Genomic DNA, 23,610 nt, shown 5'->3' on the forward strand with positions numbered 1-23,610 from the left:
TATTTATAATATATTTTGAATATTCATAGTATATTAAATAAAGGTGAATTATATGAGTAAAACTGATTCGCAGGAGGACCAGATAAGCCTATATCCTGAGGCAGCTAATTCCTATGATTCCACCGGCAAATCTGAGGAGATCCTAGATCATTTGCGTTCCTGGCATCGTACATTGTCGGACCAAATTGTGGACGCCAATCGTGAATTGGCCGGGTTGATCGCAAAGGGCAAAGGCAATACTGAAGAAGCAGAGATTATTAAGAAGCTCTTAGTCAAGGTCCAGGCTCGGCGCATCGAGGTTGAAAAGAATATTGAAGAAGAAAAAAAAGAACTTGAATATTTTCGATCGCTGCATAAGCAGAGTAGGGTAGAGGTTGAAACGATTGATGAGCCAACCGAGCAGGGGTTGATCCGGGTACGGCACCCAAATCGCGATTTTTTCCTGGCAGACATGTTTGATTATGCATTGAAAGATGATGGTGCAAGCATGGAAGCCCCGATTTTCACTTTATCCACGAAACCTGATCTGAGCATATGGGAATGGCGAAGCAAAGACGGAAATAAATATGTCAAAGTCACCCCCTCCGTGCTTGGCCGGGCTACCCAGCACGATAAAGATGTACTGATATATGTCGTATCGCAAATGACTGAGGCTTTGAATAGGGGCCGAGAAGATGCTAAAAATCGAACAATACGGTTCACAGTACATGATTTCTTAGTCACAACTAATCGGCAAACCAGTGGTGAAGGGTACAAGCTCTTGCATCAAGCATTTGAACGTTTACGCGGTACGTCTGTTTCCACTGATATACGAACAGGTGGGACCCGAGTACGAGAAGGGTTTGGCATTATTGATCGCTGGAAAATCATCGAGAAATCACGCACTGATGAGCGAATGATTGCTGTGGAAGTGACGCTATCTGACTGGCTTTTCAATGCCGTTCAGGCATATGAAGTATTAACGATTCACCCGGATTATTTCCGCCTACGCAAGCCTATGGCTCGGCGGTTATACGAGATTGCAAGGAAGCACTGTGGACGCCAATCTCAGTGGGTAATAAGTCTACGTCTATTGCAGGAAAAAACCGGTAGCAAATCTACATTGAAAGAGTTCAGAAGTGCCATTCGCGCAATTCAAGCGGATAATAGTTTGCCCGAATATAGTTTGTTTTTGGACGAAACGAATGACCAGGTTATTTTCACTGCGCGAAATGCAGGCCAACTCTCGCAAAATCTCGTCAAAGAAATGGCAAACGGGCCAGCTTGATACGTCATTTCACCCACCGCTGATTTTGCCTTGTGGATAAGTTCTAAAACTCACGGTTTCCTGTGGATTGGTTCGTCATTTCACCCACCATTTCTGTGGATTCATTCGTCATTTCACCCACCGCTCATTCGTCATTTCACCCACCGAGGCTTTTGCTAGATAGCTGTTTTATAAACGAAAAATGTCATTATTTTTGACCGTAACGCGCGCGCGCGGTTTTTAACTCTTTTTCTTTAACGCAAAAACGCGCCTAACCCTCCGGTCGCTATATGCTCCCTTCGCCCTTTGCTCCGCAAAGCCTTTTAATTCATGTCCCGCTAAAGCGGGAAATATGAACCCTCACCCCAACACTGAGCTAATCGCTAGACTATCCCAAGAAAACCGTAAGGCCCTGGCCGCGGGAACCGTGCCGGTTCCCCTGTCCTCCCTGCGCTAACGCTTCGGTCGCGGCCTCGACCCCTTTTGTGGAAACCTGCGGTTTCCCCCGCAAGCGGCTCCCCTTTCCCTTTCGGTTTGGCAACATAGGGGGTAACAAAAGCGTCAAAATCGACAGTAATGGGGTAAATCGAGGCGAGGCGCAATTTTTTTGCAAAACCTAGCATCTAAGGTGCGCTGTGGTGAAAAACCGCTTAAAACGGCTGTAATTCGTTTTAAACTAAAGAGAAAGAGCAATCGGGTGCCAGAGCCTGGCTCTAGGACCCTATATCTTTGATTCAGGCCCTGGCGATTGGCACTTCGTGCCAGTTCGTAGTATACCCCTGGCTTTTGCGCTCCTGGCGCATATACCAATGCTCCCGGTCGTGAAACCCGATACTGCCTGTTTTAACTGACCCCCGACCATATCGAGCATTGATACCGTCCAGGGCCACCATCAGCTGCGCCCGCTTGTCATGCTCTGGTTCCACGGGAAACAGTTCGCCCTGGACGGTATCGGCAGGCGAGATATCCATCAGCATGACGCCCGCCTTTTTGTATTTGAAGCCTGGTCGCCATATGGTCTCAAGCGCCCTAAGTGCATATTTGGTAAACACCAGGTTGTCGGCGCTCGGGTAGGGCGGGGTGACTAGGCGGCTATTGCCATACTGTTTGCCTTTGTCAAAGGGGCTAGTGCGGATGAAAATCTGCATACTGGCGGCCACCGAATTTTGCCCGCGCAGTTTGTTGCAGGCAATGGCGACAAATTCAGACAGGGCGCTTTGCAGTCCGGCCAGGTCGGTTATTGGCAAACCAAAGGAACGTGACGAGATTATCTGCTCTTTAGGGTCGGCCACTTCTTCCAGATCGATGCGCGAGATCCCGCGCAGCTCTTGCACGGTCTTACCCACCACAATGGAAAATTCGGCTCTGGCCGCTTCGGGTTTCATGCGGGCCAGGTCAAAAACCGTATAAATGCCCAGCTCGTTTAGCCTTTTGGCAATGCGCCTGCCGATGCCCCAGACTTCCCCGACTTCAATATTTTTCATCATGGCGGCCAGTTGGTACCGGTCCAGCTGCGTCAAATCACACACACCAGACCAGGACGGCTGCTTTTTTGCGATATGGTTGGCCAACTTGGCCAGGGTTTTGGTGGCGCCGATGCCCACACAGGTGGGAATCCCTGTTTCGCGCAAGACAGCGGCCCGGATTTTCTCGCTGTAGGCGGTTAAATCCTCTGTAATGCCCGAGAAGTCCGCGAAACTCTCGTCAACACTATAAATTTCCTGACGGGGCGAAAATCGGCCAATCACGGTCATCACGCGGTCGCTCATGTCACCGTACAGAGCAAAGTTGCTGCTCAGGGCCATCAGGCCCATTTCTTCCAGATGCTTGATCTCAAACCAGGGCTGGCCCATTTTGATGCCCAGCGCCTTGGCTTCGTCGGTTCTACTGATCACGCAGCCATCGTTATTGCTCAACGATACCAGGGGCTTGCCTTTCAGAGACGGCCTGAATACGCGTTCACATGAGCAATAGAAGCAATTGGCGTCAATTAGCCCATAGGTCATAGCAAATCCTTGATGACGTGCGTGACAACGCCCCAGATCATCCATTCCTGGCCGGGAACCGGCACTATGTCGGGGTAGGTGAGGTTAGCTGCCTTGAGCCGTATCATGCCGTTTTTCTTGTACAGGCGTTTGACAGTCACATCTCCATCGATCTCGGCAATAACGATGCTGTTGTGTTTGGCTGTCAGGGATCGATCGACAATTAAATGGTCGCCGTCGTCAATGCCTGCCTCTTTCATCGAGTGACCTTTGACGCACAGGTAAAAGGTGGAGGTAGGGTGCTTGACGAGGATCTCGCCAATGTCGATGCGATTGACGGCGTGATCCTGGGCCGGGGAGGGAAAGCCTGCCGGCGTCTTGCACACAATCACCCCAATAGTGGCCGAGGTTTCCTCTATGGGGATCAGCTCAAGGGTGGAATGCATAGCATAAAAAAATACTGTATATAAAAACAGTATTTTACATCAAAATTAGCGTATGCATTCTCCAGAGGGGAAAGATTTATCTACGTTAATGAGATAAGGTAACCCTCTCACAATGCATTGAACGTTGAGCCAGTAATCTCACTTAAACATTCGCTCTCATTAGCAAATTTATAAGTAATCGCCACTGACCCTGATGAACCGCCCAAACGATTGTTTTCCGCCGACGCATTTAATACAACAGCTTTTAGGTTTTTTGGAAGAGGAGCGATTGATTCGAAATAGAACGAACCATCGGGATGTCTTTTAACTGTTTCCCCCCAAGACGTTGCTAAATTTATTTCACCATTTTTCATAGCGTCTAGAATGTCTTTCGAAGTGTCTGTTCTATTGTCGGAGTCGAACGTGACAGCGGGCTTCCCGTATTTAGTTATTAAATTATTCTTAATAGTGTCATACTCTTGACGCAACTTCAGTCCTGAAGAAAAATTTTCAGATAGAGCGCTGATTTTGCACAATCCAGATTTTTTTGTAAAAACGTATAAATATGAGGAATATCCTTTCAAAGGGATTACCGCGCTGCGGCTAATGATCAGTGTTGGGTCAGCTTTTATTGCCCCGGCATTTGCATTTTTCAGTGCTTCAAGTATCTCTTTTTCTGACATTCCCATTTTGAAACCAAATGGCTTTGCCTCGTCTGCAATCGCTGGTGAGGTTCCGAGGGCGAAAATCATTATGCTGCCAACAAGAATTTTAGTTGCTTTCATGAATACTCCTTGAAAATTAGTTCGAAATATTATGAATAATCTGGATACATAGTTCAAGCATTGAACTCAATGAGAATCCTTCAAATCGCAGATTCGAGTGCTGGCGTAGAACGCCAAAATAATCATTCAAACAATATGTTATCGAACCTTTGCATTTTAGCTTGTGTCAGCAAGCCTTTTTCGCGTGCGAAAAACACAGCACGACTTGCATTTACGCAAAGTGCCTATCCTGCATATAGTCCTTTAGTGGTGCTTTCGTGGTTAGTGGCTGGTGCGATACTGCATAGGTTATGCGCATAATATGCATATTTTATGTTCGATATTTGTTCTATATTGCATGTTTAATCAACACCATATAGAAATATTGTGCATTTAAATGCATTTTGACGCATTAATATTGAATGTGATAGCATAAGACGTGCTTTTTAATTTAAATATTGTGCATTAATGAGGTTTGGCTTATGCATGTCGATGAATTTATCAAAATGAATGCTTCGGAGAGGTCGGCTAAATATTCACAGCTCACGCCTTTTCGGGAGGCCATTTTCAAGCTCAAAAACGAGGGCTTTACGGAGCGAAAAATTCTTGAATATTTGGCACTTAATGACGTTGTGGTGAACCAATCGACGTTGCACCGCTTCGTCAAAAGAAATGCAGATAACGAGCCACAGAAAAAGCAAACTAATATGAGCAAACGGCAGCGGCCAGTCCCTGCTGCTGATGCATCGAGCGAACCCCGAAAACCAGTAGATCCGACAAAGCCATCCTGGGTGCCGGATCATATCAATGTGGATGAACTCCTGAGTAAGTCCTGATTTCCATATAGCGGGACTTTAGGTTAAATTAACTATAAGGGTACCGCAAGGTGCATTTGGATTTACTGGCATTGGGCGAGACCTGCAGCCGTCATCGCGTAGCGCGCTTGATGCGTAGCTGCGGATGGCGTGCTCAGGTTGGGTATGGTCGTCGTCGACCTGGGTCTTATGGTGGCGCTGCCCATAATGTAGTGGCTAACATTCTGGACAGGCAATTCGATGTCGCGGCACCGAACCTGGTCTGGGTGACCGATATTACCTATATCCGTACCCATGAAGGATGGCTCTATTTGGCTGTTGTGGTGGACTTATTCTCGCGCCAGGTAGTGGGCTGGTCGATGGATTCACGAATGAATAAAGATTTAGTTCTGCAGGCATTGCTCGCCGCAGTATGGCGTCGTAAACCCAAGCAACCCGTCATTGTCCACTCAGATCAGGGTAGTCAATTTACCAGCTACGAATACGGCGCATTCCTGGCCAATCATAATCTGCAGCCGAGTATGAGCCGCCGAGGAAACTGCCATGATAATGCTGTCGCAGAAAGCTTCTTCCAATTACTCAAACGTGAACGAATTAAACGTAATATATACAAAACCAGAGAGCACGCACGACAGGATATCTTTGACTATATCGAAATGTTTTACAACCCTGTCCGCCGTCATAGTCATGCGGCCAACCTATCACCGGTAAACTACGAACAGCAATACTTTTCTGAGGCTACGAACTGTCTATAAAAATCTGGTCGATTCAGGGGGGGACGTCGCATACCAACAAATTTTCGAAATATGAATCTGGGGAACACACACCTCGTCCCGATCTCGTAAATAAGATGGAGATCTTTGCACCTGGATCCATGTACGTTATAAATATGCCGTTGTGGGATGCACTTCGACCAAATTTCAATATTAAGAAGAGATGTGCCTCTGTTAATCAACTACACAGAGCAGTTACTTCAAAGGTAAATGGACTGGACTCCTTTATCGTAGATGGGCCCTTTCCCAAGTACAAAGCAGGTGTCGGAAAAAAACTAGTCAGGATCGGGAATTATGATGCACTTTGCTTATTAATGATTTTTTGGCGGTTCGATAGCGAAGATGCTAATCACCCAAATAGAATGGAAATCGCCGTTAATATTTACCATTTACTTCTAATTCTGTCCGGTGAATTGTTCTACTACGGAATCTGTGAGCACTTCTTCTCATTGTTTAAGCATCACGTTTTTGACCATGCTCGTTCAAATGGATACCGACTCGATGTGAATTATGAAAAATTCTGCAAAAACGCAGAGCTGTTGATCCGATTTTACCCATTCGATGAGAAAGCCAACGACAAGACGAGCGAAAAAAGAAATACTGCTACTGGAATGACACTCCAAAAATCATCTAAATTTTTTGAATTATATTCAATACTAAACGACATATTCAACCATGATGAATCAGTGTCATCTCCAGATAGAGATGTAATCTTACAGTTAATTTATGAACATCTATGCTCTGATTGGGCCTCCAAAGTGCTCTTCGATAACTATCAAGAAAGCTTAATCGAAACCATCAAAAAATACGTTAAAAATGATTCTAATCTTACAGAATTAGATGAACAGATGTTTATTACGAAGGCCAAAATAAGTTCTATGATAGGTAATATCTAGCTATAAAGCTGGACGCTTGCGAATCGCGAAATCCTACCACTGCTCATATCCATAAGAGTTGTATAGCTGACCCGGTTACACGACATTTTAATTGATAGTTAAGAACTCCATGCACCGAATTGGCAACAATTCAGGTATCGGATTGGCGCAGACATCACTATAGACAATAACAATAATGAGTATATATTTTTATTTATTGTAATAATAAATCTTGGTGTCTATAGTTGAACAATATGTGTCAGAAAGCATGACCTTTTTCTTTCAAAAATATTGCTGTTTGTCGATAGTAAATAATCAATATGGGCTTTTATTATGAAAAATATCGGGACGCTTGAGGAGTTACCCCTGGAATATCTGGAAAACCTTGAATCGGAGAATCTTGTTCCGCTCTGGCCAAGTCTAAAAGCACTCTTGCCCCCAGGGCTCCCAAAGGCACAGACTCAGGCAATTCATTGGACCTATGAGGCTATTCGTCCGCTCTTAATGAAGGCGGGAGAATTGACCCCTATTGAGAAGGCTGAACGGCGTGTTTTAGTTTTGGCTAATCCAGGACACGGATTAAATGCAATGAAAGTCAGCCCTGCTATGTACGTAGGCATGCAATTATTGCTGCCCGGTGAGTGGGCGCCAAGCCACCGTCACACACCCAATGCGGTAAGAATGATTGTGGAGGGGGAAGGTGCATACACAACTGTTGAGGGTGAAAAATGTCCGATGAGTCGAGGTGATCTTATCCTGACACCTTCAGGTTTGTGGCATGAACATAGCCATGAGGGAGACGAGCCTGTGGTCTGGCTGGATGTTCTCGACCTCCCGCTCATTTATTACATGGAAACGAGTTACCATGTTGATGGACCCAAACAAACTATCAAACCAGGCCGGGGAGATCGTATCTACGCCAATGGCGGTGTGTTGCCTTCACCAATATTTTTGCGTAATGGAAACCGCTATCCCATGTTGCGTTATCCATGGGAGAAAGTGCGATCCACATTACTAGCACTTGAAATAGAAAATGCAGACACAGACGCAATACAAGTGGAGTATATCAATCCCGAAACAGGCGAATCCGCTGAAAACATTCTGGGATTCTATGCACTAATGTTACGCCCTGGTCAAATTCTAGATATTCCTGCACGCTCGCCATCCACCTTATTTCATATCATAGAGGGCGGGGTTATTGCATCTATTGCTGAAAACGAATTCAGTTTGGCTGAAGCGGATACCTGCTGCTCTCCTGGTTATACATCGGTACGACTCCAAAATCGATGCGCGGATAAACCTGCGTTTATTTTCATGGCTGATGAAAGTCCATTACATAAAAAAATGGGCGTTTTTGAGGTCAGATAAGGCGCTCAAAAATTTAATAATTTCACAAACCCAGCCAATTGATGCGCTTACATGAACTTTCGTAGCAACGTTAATTACTGGATTTATAGAGTCACGTTATGACTAATGGAAACGCAAATCAATGGACAGACCTTCATCATTATTTGACAAGCTATGGCAAAGCCATGTTGTACATCAGGACGAAGACGGAACGACATTGTTATATATTGATCGCCATTTAGTCTATGAGGTTACGAGTCCCCAGGCCTTTGAAGGGCTCCGTTTAAATGGCCGCAGCCCGAGAAGACCAGAAACTGTAATTGCCACAGTGGATCACAACGTTCCCACAACAACCAAGGAAAGGCATAGCACCGATAGCATCCCAGATATATTGTCACGACAGCAAGTTAAACAATTAGAAAAAAATTGCAAAGAATTCAATATTAATTTTTTTGGGCTAGGTTCGAGAAACCAGGGAATTATTCATGTCATAGGACCGGAATTAGGAGGCACTCTCCCTGGAATGACGGTTGTAGCTGGTGATTCACATACGAGTACTCATGGCGCTTTTGGAGCTTTAGCGTTTGGAGTAGGTACGTCAGACGTTGAACACGTGTTAGCAACACAATGTTTGGCCATGAAGCCAATGAAACAGATGCTTGTGAAAATTGAAGGTACGCTCCCTTTTAACACATCCGCTAAGGACCTTATACTGACTGTCATTCAACGTCTTGGCGCAGGCGGAGGGGCCGGCTACGCAATAGAGTTCGATGGCCCGGTCATTCGCCAATTATCAATGGAAGGGAGAATGACCATTTGCAATATGGCAATCGAAGCGGGAGCTCGAGTCGGACTTGTGTCAGTTGATGAAAAAACAATCGACTATCTTCGAAACAGGCCATACGCTCCGCAAAAACGATATTGGGACGCTGCCGTGACTCGTTGGCAATCCTTAGTTAGCGATCCTGAGGCACACTTCGACAAAACTCTGGTTATTGAGGCTTCTACAATTCGTCCAATGGTGACTTGGGGCACCTCTCCTGATATGGTCAGTTCAGTAGATGATGTGGTGCCTGATCCTGACGATGAAGTTAACCCTGTAAAGCGCGAAGGGATGAGACGTGCGCTTGAATACATGAAACTTTTGCCCGGAACGCCCATAAGAAGCATCCAAATAGACAAAGTGTTCATCGGCTCTTGCACTAACTCGAGAATAGAAGATTTGCGAGCGGCAGCCGCAATTGTAGCCGGCAAGTCTGTTTCTCCAACTGTTCGTCAAGCATTAGTCGTGCCGGGCTCTGGATTAGTCAAAGAGCAGGCCGAAGCTGAAGGATTGGACCTAATATTTAAAAAATCTGGATTTGAATGGCGTGAACCTGGCTGTTCAATGTGTTTGGGAATGAATGATGACCGACTGGCGCCAGGTGAACGATGTGCTTCTACTTCGAACAGAAACTTTGAAGGTAGACAAGGCACGGGGGGTTAAGTCATCTTGTAAGCCCAACTACCGCAGCGGCGACAGCAATTGCTGGCCATTTTACTGACATTCACTAAGATGAGATGGAACCATGGACGCGTTTAAAACGCTATCGTCTAATGTTGTGCCATTAGACCGCGCTAATGTTGACACCGATGCAATTTTACCCAAGCAGTTTCTAAAGTCAATACAACGGTCTGGGTTTGGTGATTACTTATTCGATGAATGGCGCTATTTAGACCGTGGAGAACCAGGACAGCGTACAGAAGATCGACAAAAAAATCAGAATTTTTGCTTGAATCAACAACAATATGCTGGCGCAAAAATATTACTAACTAGGGAAAATTTCGGGTGTGGCTCCAGCCGTGAGCATGCCGTTTGGGCGCTGCATGATTTCGGAATAAGAGTATTAATCGCTCCAAGTTTTGCAGATATATTTTATGGTAATTGCTTCAAAAATGGCGTCCTCCCTATAGTGGTTAACCCAACTATTGTTGACAGCCTTTTTTGCGAGTTTGAGCTGTCAGCGCAATTAGCGCTATATATTAGCCTTGAAGATCAATTAATTACAGCAAACGGAGAGACTGTCTTTCAGTTTGACATTGATGCCTCCAGAAAACATAGGTTGTTAAATGGTCTTGATGATATAGATATAACTTTTCAGTTTTCCGAAAAAATTCGAAGATTCGAAGCAGCTCAAAGAGCGAGGGAACCTTGGTTCTTTAGATAAGAAATAAGTAGACGCTTATCTAATTTAACAACTCAACGCATTATGACAGATGCATTTAGACCGTGATAGCGAACCCAATAAAGCCATGAATCCTTAATATTAGTCGGTGATTACGACGGTATTTTCAGTATTTTATATTTAACTAAAATGAGACAAATCCTATGCAGCGAATAATTAAGATTTTAAGCCTAAATTTTTTTGTTTTTCTGGCGGTGTTCGGGACTTCGAAAATCTTTGCACAAAATGAAGCAGTTTATCCTAACCGACCAGTGACAATCGTAACGCCCTTCTCAGCTGGCAGTGGCCCAGATGCTGTTTTGAGAATGGTAGCAGAAAATTTATCCCAGCAATGGAAACAACCAGTTGTGATCGACAATCGCCCAGGAGGAGCCGGGTTAATAGCAATAGAGCAAGCCCGCCGTGCCAAACCAGACGGATATACCTTACTACAGATTGACAGCGAGCAATTGAGTGCATTGCCATTTTTATATCCGTCAAGAAAAGTGGTTCCAATGGCGTTATTTGATCCGGTTTCGGCACTATTTCGAACTCCCTTCTTTGTAACTGTGCCAAACAAGTCTACCTGGAAAGATATGCAGGACCTGATAAACGCTGCCAAGAAAAATTCAGATGCCGTAAGCTATGGCTCCTGGGGCGTCGGCAGTCCTGGTCATCTGGGGGGAAAACAGCTCGAAATGATTACCCATACCAGCATGATACATGTTCCATATAAAGAAACTGCGCAACTTTACGTCAATCTTAGCGCAGAAGAAATTCAATGGGCATTTGCGAGTATTGGTTCAAGCGAAAGTTTATACAAGAAGGGAAGCCTGCGATATCTTGCGATCGCGGCTAAACAAAGGCATCCGAGAATGCCAAATGTACCGACTGTGGCAGAAGCCAACGGACCAGCCGACTTGGAGGTCGATTCGTTTGCCGTTGTACTTGCACCGAAAGGGATCGATCCGAAGCTGATTGAAAAAATCCATTTCGCTATAACGAAAGCGACCGATAGTGAGAAGGTAAAAAAGAACTTTGATGCATTTGCATTTGAGCGACTAACATGGGGTCCCCAAGAAATTAGCCAACAGGGAAGCGCCAAAGCCAGAATTTACGAAAAATTAATTCGCGAGGGAAATATCCGGATCGAATGAATTAAAACTACGAAGAATTTATATAATTTCGTGCTTAGCGCTGATGAATAAAGTGTACTAGTTCAAACCTGATCTGACAGTTACCCGTTTGTTACGCAGTGTCTGTCAGATTAGATTTGGTTCACATTCTTCGATTCCCAAACCGCCTTACCCTCAAGCAAGGTCTGCATTGGCGTTCTACCGCAGCACATCTTGCCTTGATGAGTCCTTTCATTGTTATAGAAATCTAGCCATACGTCCAGATCTTTCTGCAGACTATCCAGATCGCTGTATAACGTTTTTCTAAATGTGATCTGATAGAACTCCTGCAGAATCGTTTTATGGAAGCGTTCGCAAATGCCGTTGGTCTGTGGTGACATGGCCTTGGTTTTTGTGTGGTCAATGTCATTGACTGCCAAATACAGCTGATAGTCGTGATGATCGACCCGCCCGCAGAACTCAGTGCCCCTGTCTGTCAGTATGCGCAATACCGACAGGCCGTGCTGTTCATAGAACGGCAATACTTTGTCATTGAGCAGGTCAGCTGCAGTAATCGGCGTCTTGGTCGTATACAGCTTGCAGTGAGCAACCTTGGAATAAGTATCGACATAGGTTTGCTGATAAATTCGGCCAACCCCTTTCAGATTCCCAACGTAAAATGTGTCCTGAGAGCCTAAATAGCCAGGGTGTTCAGTCTCAATCTCTCCGCAGGCCACATCGTCTTGCTGCTTACGTTCCAACGCAGCGACCTGGTCATCGGACAGAATAATCCCATCCCGAGCCACTCGTTCTTCCAGGGCTTTGAGCCGCTTTCTGAAATTCTCCAGATTGTTTCTCACCCAAATCGAACGCACCCCACTGCCGGAAACGAACGTTCCGCGCTTTCTGAGCTCATTACTGACTCGCAATTGCCCGTAAGCAGGAAACTCAATGGCCATCTCTGTCACTGCCTGTTCTGTGGCTTGATCAACACGGTTCTTTAGATTGGAGACCCGTTTGGTCTTATTGATCAGCGCGTCTACGCCGCCCTCATTAACCAATTCTCGATACCGATAGAATGTGTCCCTGGAGACACCCATCACCTGGCACGCTCGCGACACGTTGTGCAGCTCTTGGGCCAAGTTCAATAAACCTGCTTTATGTTTGATAATAGGATTGGTAGTATGTAGCATGAGAGTTACCTTTTTTGTTTGGATACAGTTTTGACACCTATATTCAAACGGGTAACTCTCCTTTTTTCAAGGACTTTGTCAGATCAGATCGAAACTAGTACAAATAAAGAAATAAATAAGCAAAACTGGTCCAATTTTGGATTACTCATTCTGCATGGTATTGGCGATAATCTTTCTCAACCAAATATTGCCAGATTCTTGGTGATAACGCTCGTGCCAATACTGCTTTACGTCGTAGGAAGGAATTTGGATGGGAATATCCAGACTCCGAACAGATTTGTCCCGGCATAAAATACGCGCCAAATGAATAGGCGCCAGCGCCAATAAGTCAGTGGTTCGAACAATCTCTGCAAGCCCCAGAAACGAGGGTACCCAAAGTGCGATCTTTCTCGTAACACCCGCATCGTCAATTGCTTTCTCTAAAAGCCAATGCGCTGTACCACTACTCTTAACAGAAACGTGATCTTCCTTAATGAACTGTTCAATTGACAGAGAATTCTTTATTCTGGGATGATTGCTCCGCACTAAACAAACATAATGCTCACTAAATAATTTTTGTTGATAAAAGCCGGGCCCCATAATTTTTGTAAATCCCATAACTATGTCTATTTCCCCTCGCTCAAGTTGCATTGGGCTATTGGCCGTTAATTCGACAACTTCGAGCCGGATATTTGGCGCAAGCATATTTAAAGCATTTTTAAGTTTTGCAATAACTACTATTTGACCTGTGTTGGTCATCCCTATTCGAAATACCCGACTAGATGTCTTAGGGTCAAATTTAACATCCCCCTCTTCAATTTCCGAAAACAGATTGATGACAGCGTGTATTGCTGGTAATAGTGATGTGATTTTCGGAGTAGGCTGCATACCCTCACTAGTACGAACAAAAAGCGGATCAGCGAAGTGTTTGCGCAATTTGGCAATACGGATACTGACAGAGGGTTGACTTAACCCAAGTAGCTCTGCAGTAACTGAAATATTGTTTGTGCGAACAAGCGTATCTATTAACTCTATATCGCGAATATCAAGATTGGTCAATTTGGCATCAGCTTAATTATTAGTAAGTAAATATTCTATATCAAATATAGTTAAATACAATACACATAATAGGTAATGATTTATTGAATTTATAGCAACTATTGGCAATACTGACAGCATATTCAAGGAGATAATAATGCTGCTTTGCCGCTTTGGTTCGAATCAATTAGGAGTCGTTCGCGATAATAACGTCTATGAAGTGACGGAGGTTTTGAGTGATTTACCTCAATACAGCTATCCGTTCCCAACTCATGATGTGTTAATTGCCAATTTGGATTCATTACGCCCTCGTATTCAACAACTCGCATCCCAGAGCAAACCGATACCCTTATCGCAAATCAAACTGCTAGCTCCGGTAGCGAACCCAGGAAAAATCATCGCTGCTCCAGTGAACTACTTGAAGCATCTTGAAGAAGCACGGACTGATAGTGAAATTCACCACTCCAATCAAGTTGGGGAAATTCAACGTGTAGGTTTATTTCTGAAAGCCACCAGTTCATTGATTGGCGTTTCAGAACCTGTACAGATCGCACACCCAAATAGAAGAAATGATCACGAAGCCGAAGTGGTAGTAGTAATCGGCAAAGCTGGAAGAAACATATCCGCCAAAAACGCAATGGAGCACGTTGCCGGATTTTGCGCGGGGCTCGACATGACGACCCGTGGCCCAGAAGAAAGGAGCATGAGAAAATCGATAGATACATATTCGGTATTGGGCCCATGGCTCGCGACAGCCGATGAAGTACCGGATTCATCAATACTGAATTTTCGTTTGACTGTTAATGGCGAAGAACGTCAAAAAGCCAACACAAAAGATCTAGTTATCGATATACCCCACCTGATCGAGTTTGCGTCGTCTTTCTATACGCTGCATCCTGGAGACTTAATATACACAGGAACACCGGAAGGAGTGGGAACGGTGAATCCAGGCGACACCATTGTAATGGAGCTGGATAATGTCGGCAACATCACGGTTAAGGTTCAAGCGTTGGGGGCAGCATGAAACAAAATTCAAAACATCCGGTTTTGATCGCCGGTGGTGGAGTGGGCGGATTATCGGCTGCGTTGGCCTTGGCTAGAAATGGACTGGAAAGTTCCGTTTTCGAGCAAGCAGATGAATTCAAGGAAATTGGCGCCGGGATACAATTGGGGCCCAACGCATTTCATACATTTGATGACTTGGGTATAGCTGATGAAGTACACGAATTAACCGTTTATCCAGATGACATCGTGGCGATGGATGCAATCAATGGTGAGGAAATTGTACGCCTGCCAGTCGCCAAATTATTTCCAAAACGCTTTGGTAAACCTTACGGGCTGATCCATCGTGCAGATCTACATTCCGTACTTTTAAGGGCCTGCCGTGAAACTGGAAAGGTTAATCTGCTGTCCGCAAAAAAGGTTACAGATTTCAACGCAAACGGTAAGGAAGTCGTAGTCACCGCAGCGGATGAACAACAGCATACTGGCGCGGCTCTTATTGGCGCCGACGGGCTTTGGTCAACAGTTCGTCAGCGCATCGTAGGCGATGGCAAACCACGGATATCAGGACATATCGCTTATCGTGCTGTATTGCCACTCGACCAAGTACCTGAAGCGAACCGGCAAAATGCAATGGTTGTGTGGATGGGGCCTCGCTTCCATTTAGTGCACTACCCTCTAAGAGGGCACGACATGTTTAATTTAGTGGCGGTATTTCATAGCGACCGATTTGATGAAGGATGGGATTCCTACGGAGACCCCGAAGAATTAAACTTGCGGTTTAAGGGTGCTAGACCTGAAGTGCTCGGCATGTTGGAAAAAATTGATTCATGGCGTATGTGGGTCTTGTGCGACCGGGAGCCAATAGCGAATTGGACAAAAGGAAATACAACGCTGCTCGGCGATGCAGCGCATCCTATGCTGCAATATCTTGCGCAAGGCGCTTGCATGGCAATGGAAGACGCTGTTTGTCTATCCAAACACTTGACATTAACTGGTAATGATTTTGATGCTGCATTTTCTAGCTATCAAAAAGCACGGTACTTACGCACAGCTAGAATTCAACAGACCGCACGATTATATGGCCAAGCATATCATGCAGCTGATGCCACCCGTGATCTGCGTAACCATTTTTTAAAGTCGAGAACACCAGAACAGACGATGGAAAGCATGGCTTGGATGTACGACAAAGATCAAATCCCAGTTTAGCTATCGTTGTGTCACGACAGGCAATAAGGAACAGATGAATCGGCCAGGGTTTACTAGACACTTTTAAGCCTCATAATACTCACAGATGGAGATTATTATGTGTACTAGTTCAAACCTGATCTGACAGTTACCCGTTTGTTACGCAGTGTCTGTCAGATTAGATTTGGTTCACATTCTTCGATTCCCAAACCGCCTTACCCTCAAGCAAGGTCTGCATTGGCGTTCTACCGCAGCACATCTTGCCTTGATGAGTCCTTTCATTGTTATAGAAATCTAGCCATACGTCCAGATCTTTCTGCAGACTATCCAGATCGCTGTATAACGTTTTTCTAAATGTGATCTGATAGAACTCCTGCAGAATCGTTTTATGGAAGCGTTCGCAAATGCCGTTGGTCTGTGGTGACATGGCCTTGGTTTTTGTGTGGTCAATGTCATTGACTGCCAAATACAGCTGATAGTCGTGATGATCGACCCGCCCGCAGAACTCAGTGCCCCTGTCTGTCAGTATGCGCAATACCGACAGGCCGTGCTGTTCATAGAACGGCAATACTTTGTCATTGAGCAGGTCAGCTGCAGTAATCGGCGTCTTGGTCGTATACAGCTTGCAGTGAGCAACCTTGGAATAAGTATCGACATAGGTTTGCTGATAAATTCGGCCAACCCCTTTCAGATTCCCAACGTAAAATGTGTCCTGAGAGCCTAAATAGCCAGGGTGTTCAGTCTCAATCTCTCCGCAGGCCACATCGTCTTGCTGCTTACGTTCCAACGCAGCGACCTGGTCATCGGACAGAATAATCCCATCCCGAGCCACTCGTTCTTCCAGGGCTTTGAGCCGCTTTCTGAAATTCTCCAGATTGTTTCTCACCCAAATCGAACGCACCCCACTGCCGGAAACGAACGTTCCGCGCTTTCTGAGCTCATTACTGACTCGCAATTGCCCGTAAGCAGGAAACTCAATGGCCATCTCTGTCACTGCCTGTTCTGTGGCTTGATCAACACGGTTCTTTAGATTGGAGACCCGTTTGGTCTTATTGATCAGCGCGTCTACGCCGCCCTCATTAACCAATTCTCGATACCGATAGAATGTGTCCCTGGAGACACCCATCACCTGGCACGCTCGCGACACGTTGTGCAGCTCTTGGGCCAAGTTCAATAAACCTGCTTTATGTTTGATAATAGGATTGGTAGTATGTAGCATGAGAGTTACCTTTTTTGTTTGGATACAGTTTTGACACCTATATTCAAACGGGTAACTCTCCTTTTTTCAAGGACTTTGTCAGATCAGATCGAAACTAGTACATATTATGAGCAAGGTCCGATTTACGGAAGAATTCAAACTCGAAGCGATAAAGCAAATCACAGAACACCACCGCCCGGTGGCTGAAGTGTCGCAACGACTGCGGGAACTGAGCTGTTATTTGTTCTCATAAGTTCTGCCGCTATGGTTGCTATCCCGATATTCTACTTTTTTAAGAAAAAATATAGAAACAAATCGTCTAAGGAGATATCAAATAGATAACATGTGCGCCGATCCTTTTGTTTGTATTCATTCCTTATTCCGGTCCTTATATATTCGTTATTTGTATTTTAGGAAATCAGTTTATTTATACAAATGCCCGCTCCATCGCTTTTTCTCCTTCGCCTTTTTCCGTCCCTAAATACAGGCTCGTCGTATGAATACTGGCATGCCCGAGCATATCTCGTACCTGAGCTAATGGAGTCGTTTTCACTAACATAGAGGCAAATGTATGTCGCAACCAATGCGGGGTAATCGATCTGATGACCTGCGCATCAAACGGAGCGTCGTTTTCAAGCTCCTTCGCAAGTTCTGATAAAAAACGTTTGATATCGGCATAAATTACCGTATGGTAAACAGGGGTTCTTTCAATGCGCCCTTCTCCTTCGGGACCTAACTCTACCCATTTTTTATAACCAATCAAAGGTAATGCTGCTTCATTTAATCGCGGATCCAGTTCCAATCCCAACGCGGTCAGGTACTGCTGTAGCAGTTCCAGCACCGGTTTGACCAAATACACGTCTCTTGTCCGTCCCCCTTTTCCATCAACTATTAGATACCAGGCCAGATAGCCCTCATCATTCTCTTGAACGTGGAAATCTTCCATCTTGATCGCACACAGCTCCGATAACCTGAGTCCCGTCAAATAAAATAACCGAATCGCAAACACCGTTCGATACGCCACCGTATCGGCTACCGGTACCTGATCCAACCGATCCTGAATCCGCTGCCACAATCGCTGATTGATCCGGTGGTTGACCCGCATGCTCCGATTCGAGGCCAGCTTTGGTAATCCTTTAAAAGGATTCGAGAGCAAATATTGTTGGCTGGTTAAAAATTCAAATAATCCGCCCAGCACCGTTAGGGTATGTGCAATACTCTCCCGACTCATCGAGCCTTTTAGTTCGACCTCTTGACTGGGATCAGCCATGAGAGCCGCGGGCTCATCGGGCGGTGGATTCGGATTGACAAACGGGCGCCATTTTTCATGGGTACGTGCGAATTTGCGTCGGGCCACCCACAAGCTGGCCGGCTGCGGATTGCATAAAAAATCCCTAAACAGCGCCAAATCCGCAGTCGTCAGCGACGACAGCGGCTTTTGCATATTAAACAGGCTCCACAGCAAGAGCCGCTCGGCCTCCTTGCGGTAGGACTGATAGGTATGGGTTTTATAGAGCGCCAGCCATTCATGAATCGCCTCATAGTCATTTTGAGCAGCCAAGCGATTGTTGCGCGCCGGCGCACGATTCGTGCCCTGCTGGCCATCGAGCCGCGCGGGCAGGCACAGCGACTCTAACGGTTCAATCTGGTGGCTGCCCTCAACAAAGACTCCGGAATCTGTGGCCGCACCCTGCTCGTCTGGCAATGTGACGGGGGGACGGATCCGTGTGATGACACCGCCTTGCAGGTCTTTGCTTTTTTTCAGGACATGCTGATAGATCTGTTTTTCTAAAAAATGCTCATTCTGGCTCAACCAGGTCGTCAATTTGACGGCGGTTACCTGCCCCAGCCCTTTAACATGTTTGAACCACCACCAGCCATATTCGTTTGCAAAATCCACCAGCTTTCCAAGCGTATCCAACTGTGCCCGAATCAATTTGTTGGCAATTTTCGGGTGAAACCACCCCGCCACCGGATCATCCAATGTTGGATTCGAAGTCAACTCAAAAGCCAGCTCATTAATAATGACGAGCCTCCGTTCGAGGTTTTTCACGTGTAGCGTCTGCAGCGCTTTTTGCGCGACAGACAAAGGCAGGTCATCCGGTTCAGACACCAGCGCCAGGCGTTCACGATCTTCCCGTTTCGCCTCCTCGGTGGCCGAGGTGAGACTGCCGCCGACTTCGGCATAATAAAACGACAACTGCTCTTCTTGTCCCAGCACATTGTCCGGGTCAAACGTGGCAATAAAGTCATCAAATGAGATTGGCGCTGACCGCACCGCAGAATCTGGCTCCTGCACTTGGCCATCGACCTGGTTTTTGATCGCGCGTAAGCGATCCAGCATTTTTTGGGTCTCGGTTACACTTTTGCGCACACTGGCCGGCAACTTTAACAGAGCCAGCTGCTCTGGAGCTTTGCCCTTGCGCGCGCCGACCACCAACAAGGCATCTTGTACTAGGATCAGGGTATGACGTGCATCGACCAGGTTGCGGCCGGTCTCGAGGTACTGATCGGCGATATCGGCCAAGTTGAGGGTGTTTTCAAAAAAGGCCCGGTAAAACGCAATATGGTGCAGACCGATCTTGCGCACCGGCAGCAGTTCTTTGACGCTGGCCATCAGCGACCCTTAATGATAAAGAATGGTTTTTGAATATTCATTAAATGTTCATTCAATATTATTTATGGACATAGCCGCGCTGCTGACGCCGCCGGGCCACGATCTGCAATTGGGCCTGGCCTTGCGCTAAAGAGCCCAGGGGCACATAGCACCGTCGACCCCGTCGGCTCGATAGACTGCCCCAGGCCTGCTCCAGCTCCCACTGGCCAAACAAATTCATCAGCAGGCGCGCCGCATAATAACGTCCCGTTTGGGCATTGACCCAATAATGCGGCGTTGTCTCATGAGATAACGTCGTTGCCACGGCACTTACCGTACCGGGCAATAAACCTTGACGTTGAGGCAATGGAGAGGTATTCGAGGGATGGTGCAGCGTGCTCATGATGAGCTCCTGGTAGGCGCAATAAAACAAGGAAATTTTAACCCGGGTAAAATATGCTCATGCCCTGCCCTATTCTACTGGAAGTCGATAATGCGCACAATAATGCACTAGTTAATAATTACAGTTATTAACTACTTCGTCTTGGAGAAAATGACATATAGATATTCAAACTATGTCAGTGACATATAAATCATGCTTTTTACTTAAATTACGCGTTCTACAGGTTATGGCGTTTGAGCACACTTAAATGTCATATCTATGCGTAAGCATACATTTGTTTTTTTATGTGCGCTGCCCTTCATTGTGGTTGATTATCTAGAAGAATTAATAACATTCCACCAAGGCAGCACTTCCTCAACATTGAGTGGAAACTTCTTTTGTACGTCAATTCCAAAATCTCTTCTAATTTCAACTATTCTCCAACCTGCATATTTTGGTAATGCAGCGTTGGCAAACGTTTTCAACAAGCTGTCTTCATCCGAAATGTACATAACGTCAACTAGGTCTTGAATTGAACAAAAAATTATAGGCCGCATATCAACATCCAGAACATTAGGATCATCTTCAAGTGCTTTAAAACCCGAGCCTGTAAAACGCATCTGGCCATTTCCTTGGGATACTTGGCGACGCAGGCTGGATTGAAGGTCAAGTTTATCGGCGCGGCCGACCTGCTGCTGCAGCTGGAAACGGCGCAGCGCCAAGGACGCTACAAGCCCTTCCTGCAGCGCTCCATCCACGGACCAAGCTTGCTCATTGTCGACGAGATCGGCTACTTACCCATGACCGGCGATCAGGCCAATCTGTTCTTCCAGGTGATCGCTAAACGCTATGAGGCCGGCTCAGTCATCATCACGTCGAACTTGCCGTTTGGCCAATGGGGAGACGTGTTTGGTGGTAACGATGCCTTGGTGTCTGCGATGCTGGATCGGCTTTTACATCATGCGCACATCGTGCAAATCAGAGGAGAGAGCTTCCGCTTGCGGGAAAAGCGTCGTTCAGGATTGCTGCGGGCCCATAAGCCCGAGCAAAAGTAGGGGTCATTATTCGATTGCCGATTTCGGCAATAAAGGGGTCAAAATTCAATTGCCGTTGACAGCAAAGAGTTTGATTTTGTTCAATGGCCGGATATTCAGCCGGATTTGGACATACGCCCTTCTAATGACGCGCCGGTCATTTTATTAAATGCACAAAGTCAATATGAAGTCCAATTGCGCAAATGGGGGTTTATCAGATCCTGGCCGGGGAAAACTGGAAAACTGGTAAAGAAAACTCTAATCAATGCCAAATTCGAAGAAATAACAATGAAACGGTCATTCAAAAAGGCATTTGTCGATAGTCGCTGCATTATTCCGATTAATACATGGTTTGAGTGGCCGGAGATACCTGAAATCAACGATGGACTAAAAACGAAAGTACGTATTTTCATGCCAAAACGCCCAACTTTCGGTGCAGCTGGTATATACGAGGATGCGGTAGATACAGAAACAGGGGAAGTGCTCAGACGATTTTCTATGCTTACTGTCGCACCTGGTACGAACTCTCCTATTAAAAATCTACATGCTAGATCACCATTAGTTCTTCCGGCTACTGATTATTACGATTGGTTGTCTAGCACTCCTGGTGAAGTCCAACGCCTGATACATCCCTATGAAGACTCCCAGGCTTTTGATTTTGAAATAGTAGGGAAAAAGGAAAGCTATAGCACATTATTTTAATGTTTATTCAACTTATATTGAATATTCAAAGTATATTCAATATAAGTATATATAAAGCCCATTTACTTTTAAATTTATTCTTCGAATAGGTCTGAATGGGTGCCTGTTCTGTTTAATTGCAGCTCCTCACCCGCTACGCGATATATCAAAAGCCAATCTGGTTCTATATGGGCATCGCGATATCCTGACCATTGACCTTTCAATGGATGGTCACGGTATTTTTCGGGCAACGGTTTTCCTTCAATCAACAATAGTAGCAAGGTACGCAGTTTATCCAGGTCTTTACCACGTTTTTCTGCTCGTTTCACATCTCGCTTAAATTGGCCGGAGCGTACGGGCGTCAGCACTTTAGATTCCTAAGTCTTTAAAAAGATCTTCGGCATTATCGAAACGTTTACCCTTCCCTGCTTCTAATTCCTTCATTGCTTTTCGTGTTGTGCGATTTGGTACTTGTACATCAAATGGCAAACGCCCTTCTTCTGCCACACGAAGGAAAGTCAGGCGGATTAAATCGGACGCACTTAACCCCATGCGTTCTAGTGTCGCTATGGCTTTGTCTTTCATGTCTGCGGGTATACGTGCGCGGACTACGGCATCAGCTCTCATGGTTTTGCTCCAATGATCAGTAAAAACGATATTGTAGCTCAGATGTAGCTACAATGCAATCCTCTGCTATGACTTAGCCACGCTTAATGTACATTTAATGAATATTCAAAACATATTCATAATGGTATAAAAATGTGTTGACCATTTTAATTACTTTAGATATTATTTACCCATTGAATGAATATTCAAACGAGGTGAAACCGTGATTGTTGCTATAGCAAATACAAAGGGTGGGGTTGGTAAAACGACTCTAGCAGTTCAGATTGCAATCGCTCGGGCGCGTGCTGGGCGAGACGTGTGGTTGATTGATGGCGATCGGCAAGGAACCGCCGCTGCGGCCATAGCCATAAGATCCGAAGGGGAAACCATACCTGGAATAGCCTGCGCGCAATATCCAGATGGTCCGCAGCTGAGGGCGCAAGTGCAGCAGCAGCGCAATAAATGGGACGACATTATTATCGATGTAGGGGGTAGGGATTCAACAGCCCTCCGTGCGGCACTTACCCTGGCCGATACCCTACTTGTCCCATTTGCGCCGCGATCATATGACGTTTGGGCGTTGGATGATATGGCCGCCCTGGTTGATGAGGCTAATAGTGTGAGGGACGGTCTTAGGGCTTTTGCTGTTCTGAACCTAGCTGATCCCGGTGAGCAATCGACCGATAATGCCGAGGCAGCCGCAGCAGTCGCGGAAGTCCCTCAATTTCAGTATTTATCAACTCCAATTCGCCGCCGTAAGGCTTTTAGCAATGCCTCCGGCGCAGGTTTGTCAGTGTCCGAATTGAAACCCAAGGATGCAAAAGCAATTGCTGAAATTGATAGATTAATTCAATCTATTTTGAATGTATAAAGAATATTCAAAGAAGTACAGGAGAATATAGTATGGCAATACATGCAAAACCTAAAAAACCACTTAGTAAAGAAGCGGCTGCCGAAGCGTTTGTAACAGGTGCGCCTGATGCGACTGCAAAAACGGAAACATCAGTGGGCTATGATAAAGGAATCGTGAAGGGCCACAAGCGCCAAGTCAGTATAACTATTTCACCCGATTTGCTCCGTAAGATTGATGCAAAAGCTGAGGCGATGGGAACAGGGCGGTCGGCATTTATATCAATGGCCGTGTTCAAAGCATTGCAGGAATAG

General features: G+C 45.7%; 22 protein-coding genes and 4 pseudogenes. 15 read left to right on the forward strand and 11 right to left on the reverse strand.

The window, feature by feature from the left end; all coding sequences use genetic code 11:
* Positions 1–52: 52 nt before the first annotated feature.
* Positions 53–1,267 (forward strand): replication initiator protein A, encoded by a 1,215-nt coding sequence (locus tag MIM_RS21775; RefSeq protein ID WP_025374854.1) that lies wholly within the window; start codon positions 53–55, stop codon positions 1,265–1,267.
* 713 nt (positions 1,268–1,980) lie between these two features.
* On the opposite strand, the gene MIM_RS21780 is transcribed toward MIM_RS21775, so the two are convergent.
* From MIM_RS21780 to MIM_RS21790, 3 genes are all read right to left on the reverse strand, one after another.
* Positions 1,981–3,252 carry a Y-family DNA polymerase gene (locus tag MIM_RS21780; RefSeq protein ID WP_025374855.1) on the reverse strand — a complete coding sequence of 424 codons (1,272 nt, stop codon included), beginning with the start codon at positions 3,250–3,252 and terminating at the stop codon, positions 1,981–1,983.
* Positions 3,249–3,677, reverse strand: coding sequence for a LexA family protein (locus tag MIM_RS21785; protein WP_025374856.1), 429 nt, complete (start codon positions 3,675–3,677; stop codon positions 3,249–3,251). Before MIM_RS21785 ends, MIM_RS21780 begins: the two co-directional genes overlap by 4 nt.
* 107 nt (positions 3,678–3,784) lie before the next feature.
* A complete protein-coding gene (locus MIM_RS21790) occupies positions 3,785–4,441 on the reverse strand; it encodes a hypothetical protein (RefSeq protein ID WP_025374857.1) in 657 nt (218 codons plus the stop codon).
* Positions 4,442–4,902: 461 nt separating this feature from the next.
* Between MIM_RS21790 and MIM_RS21795 the strand changes: the two genes are divergently transcribed.
* The 7 genes and pseudogenes from MIM_RS21795 (at position 4,903) to MIM_RS21825 (ending at position 11,591) form a co-directional block, all read left to right on the forward strand.
* A complete protein-coding gene (locus MIM_RS21795) occupies positions 4,903–5,256 on the forward strand; it encodes a helix-turn-helix domain-containing protein (protein WP_025374858.1) in 354 nt (117 codons plus the stop codon).
* 38 nt (positions 5,257–5,294) lie between these two features.
* Positions 5,295–5,990, forward strand: a pseudogene (locus MIM_RS21800) (IS3 family transposase); the annotation flags it as partial.
* A gap of 95 nt (positions 5,991–6,085) precedes the next feature.
* A complete protein-coding gene (locus MIM_RS21805) occupies positions 6,086–6,904 on the forward strand; it encodes a hypothetical protein (RefSeq protein ID WP_144084783.1) in 819 nt (272 codons plus the stop codon).
* Between the two features lie 312 nt (positions 6,905–7,216).
* Positions 7,217–8,251: a cupin domain-containing protein gene (locus MIM_RS21810; RefSeq protein WP_025374861.1), complete on the forward strand. Its 1,035-nt coding sequence runs from the start codon at positions 7,217–7,219 to the stop codon at positions 8,249–8,251.
* A gap of 121 nt (positions 8,252–8,372) precedes the next feature.
* Positions 8,373–9,784, forward strand: a pseudogene (gene leuC, locus MIM_RS21815) (3-isopropylmalate dehydratase large subunit).
* Positions 9,785–9,798: 14 nt separating this feature from the next.
* The gene (gene leuD / locus MIM_RS21820) at positions 9,799–10,437 is read left to right on the forward strand and encodes a 3-isopropylmalate dehydratase small subunit (protein ID WP_025374862.1); all 639 of its coding nucleotides are present in this window, start codon (positions 9,799–9,801) and stop codon (positions 10,435–10,437) included.
* Between the two features lie 161 nt (positions 10,438–10,598).
* Positions 10,599–11,591 (forward strand): tripartite tricarboxylate transporter substrate binding protein, encoded by a 993-nt coding sequence (locus MIM_RS21825; protein WP_025374863.1) that lies wholly within the window; start codon positions 10,599–10,601, stop codon positions 11,589–11,591.
* A gap of 110 nt (positions 11,592–11,701) precedes the next feature.
* Here MIM_RS21825 and MIM_RS21830 read toward each other — a convergent pair whose 3' ends face one another.
* Positions 11,702–12,742 (reverse strand): IS481 family transposase, encoded by a 1,041-nt coding sequence (locus tag MIM_RS21830; RefSeq protein ID WP_025374864.1) that lies wholly within the window; start codon positions 12,740–12,742, stop codon positions 11,702–11,704.
* A gap of 141 nt (positions 12,743–12,883) precedes the next feature.
* Positions 12,884–13,780, reverse strand: coding sequence for a LysR family transcriptional regulator (locus MIM_RS21835; protein ID WP_025374865.1), 897 nt, complete (start codon positions 13,778–13,780; stop codon positions 12,884–12,886).
* Between the two features lie 136 nt (positions 13,781–13,916).
* Here MIM_RS21835 and MIM_RS21840 point away from each other — a divergent pair, with 136 nt between their 5' ends.
* Positions 13,917–14,783 (forward strand): fumarylacetoacetate hydrolase family protein, encoded by an 867-nt coding sequence (locus tag MIM_RS21840; RefSeq protein WP_025374866.1) that lies wholly within the window; start codon positions 13,917–13,919, stop codon positions 14,781–14,783.
* Positions 14,780–15,970 carry a 3-hydroxybenzoate 6-monooxygenase gene (locus MIM_RS21845; protein WP_025374867.1) on the forward strand — a complete coding sequence of 397 codons (1,191 nt, stop codon included), beginning with the start codon at positions 14,780–14,782 and terminating at the stop codon, positions 15,968–15,970. The genes MIM_RS21840 and MIM_RS21845 overlap by 4 nt, the downstream gene beginning before the upstream one ends.
* Before the next feature lie 157 nt (positions 15,971–16,127).
* On the opposite strand, the gene MIM_RS21850 is transcribed toward MIM_RS21845, so the two are convergent.
* Positions 16,128–17,168 (reverse strand): IS481 family transposase, encoded by a 1,041-nt coding sequence (locus tag MIM_RS21850; protein WP_025374864.1) that lies wholly within the window; start codon positions 17,166–17,168, stop codon positions 16,128–16,130.
* Between the two features lie 106 nt (positions 17,169–17,274).
* Between MIM_RS21850 and MIM_RS23095 the strand changes: the two are divergent.
* Positions 17,275–17,370, forward strand: a pseudogene (locus tag MIM_RS23095) (transposase); the annotation flags it as partial.
* Positions 17,371–17,574: 204 nt separating this feature from the next.
* On the opposite strand, the gene MIM_RS21855 reads toward MIM_RS23095, so the two are convergent.
* The 3 genes from MIM_RS21855 to MIM_RS21865 form a co-directional block, all read right to left on the reverse strand.
* On the reverse strand, positions 17,575–19,764 hold the full coding sequence (locus MIM_RS21855; protein WP_025374868.1) for a tyrosine-type recombinase/integrase: 2,190 nt from the start codon (positions 19,762–19,764) through the stop codon (positions 17,575–17,577).
* Between the two features lie 58 nt (positions 19,765–19,822).
* Positions 19,823–20,146: a WGR domain-containing protein gene (locus MIM_RS21860; protein ID WP_025374869.1), complete on the reverse strand. Its 324-nt coding sequence runs from the start codon at positions 20,144–20,146 to the stop codon at positions 19,823–19,825.
* A 311-nt stretch (positions 20,147–20,457) separates the two neighbouring features.
* The gene (locus MIM_RS21865; RefSeq protein ID WP_025374870.1) at positions 20,458–20,745 is read right to left on the reverse strand and encodes a hypothetical protein; all 288 of its coding nucleotides are present in this window, start codon (positions 20,743–20,745) and stop codon (positions 20,458–20,460) included.
* Here MIM_RS21865 and MIM_RS21870 point away from each other — a divergent pair.
* Both MIM_RS21870 and MIM_RS21875 read left to right on the forward strand, forming a co-directional pair.
* Positions 20,737–21,180, forward strand: a pseudogene (locus tag MIM_RS21870) (ATP-binding protein); the annotation flags it as partial. The gene MIM_RS21865 and the pseudogene MIM_RS21870 sit on opposite strands and share 9 nt — an antisense overlap.
* A gap of 48 nt (positions 21,181–21,228) precedes the next feature.
* Positions 21,229–21,861: an SOS response-associated peptidase gene (locus MIM_RS21875; RefSeq protein WP_084459125.1), complete on the forward strand. Its 633-nt coding sequence runs from the start codon at positions 21,229–21,231 to the stop codon at positions 21,859–21,861.
* A 74-nt stretch (positions 21,862–21,935) separates the two neighbouring features.
* On the opposite strand, the gene MIM_RS21880 is transcribed toward MIM_RS21875, so the two are convergent.
* Both MIM_RS21880 and MIM_RS21885 read right to left on the reverse strand, forming a co-directional pair.
* On the reverse strand, positions 21,936–22,208 hold the full coding sequence (locus MIM_RS21880) for a type II toxin-antitoxin system YafQ family toxin (protein WP_025374873.1): 273 nt from the start codon (positions 22,206–22,208) through the stop codon (positions 21,936–21,938).
* A 1-nt stretch (position 22,209) separates the two neighbouring features.
* A complete protein-coding gene (locus MIM_RS21885; protein WP_025374874.1) occupies positions 22,210–22,467 on the reverse strand; it encodes a type II toxin-antitoxin system RelB/DinJ family antitoxin in 258 nt (85 codons plus the stop codon).
* A gap of 202 nt (positions 22,468–22,669) precedes the next feature.
* Here MIM_RS21885 and MIM_RS21890 point away from each other — a divergent pair, with 202 nt between their 5' ends.
* Both MIM_RS21890 and MIM_RS21895 read left to right on the forward strand, forming a co-directional pair.
* Positions 22,670–23,317 carry an AAA family ATPase gene (locus MIM_RS21890; protein WP_025374875.1) on the forward strand — a complete coding sequence of 216 codons (648 nt, stop codon included), beginning with the start codon at positions 22,670–22,672 and terminating at the stop codon, positions 23,315–23,317.
* Positions 23,318–23,349: 32 nt separating this feature from the next.
* Entirely contained in the window at positions 23,350–23,610 is a 261-nt protein-coding gene (locus tag MIM_RS21895; RefSeq protein ID WP_025374876.1) for a ribbon-helix-helix domain-containing protein, read from the forward strand.

It is taken from the genome of Advenella mimigardefordensis DPN7, from assembly GCF_000521505.1.
Lineage (GTDB): Bacteria > Pseudomonadota > Gammaproteobacteria > Burkholderiales > Burkholderiaceae_B > Advenella > Advenella mimigardefordensis.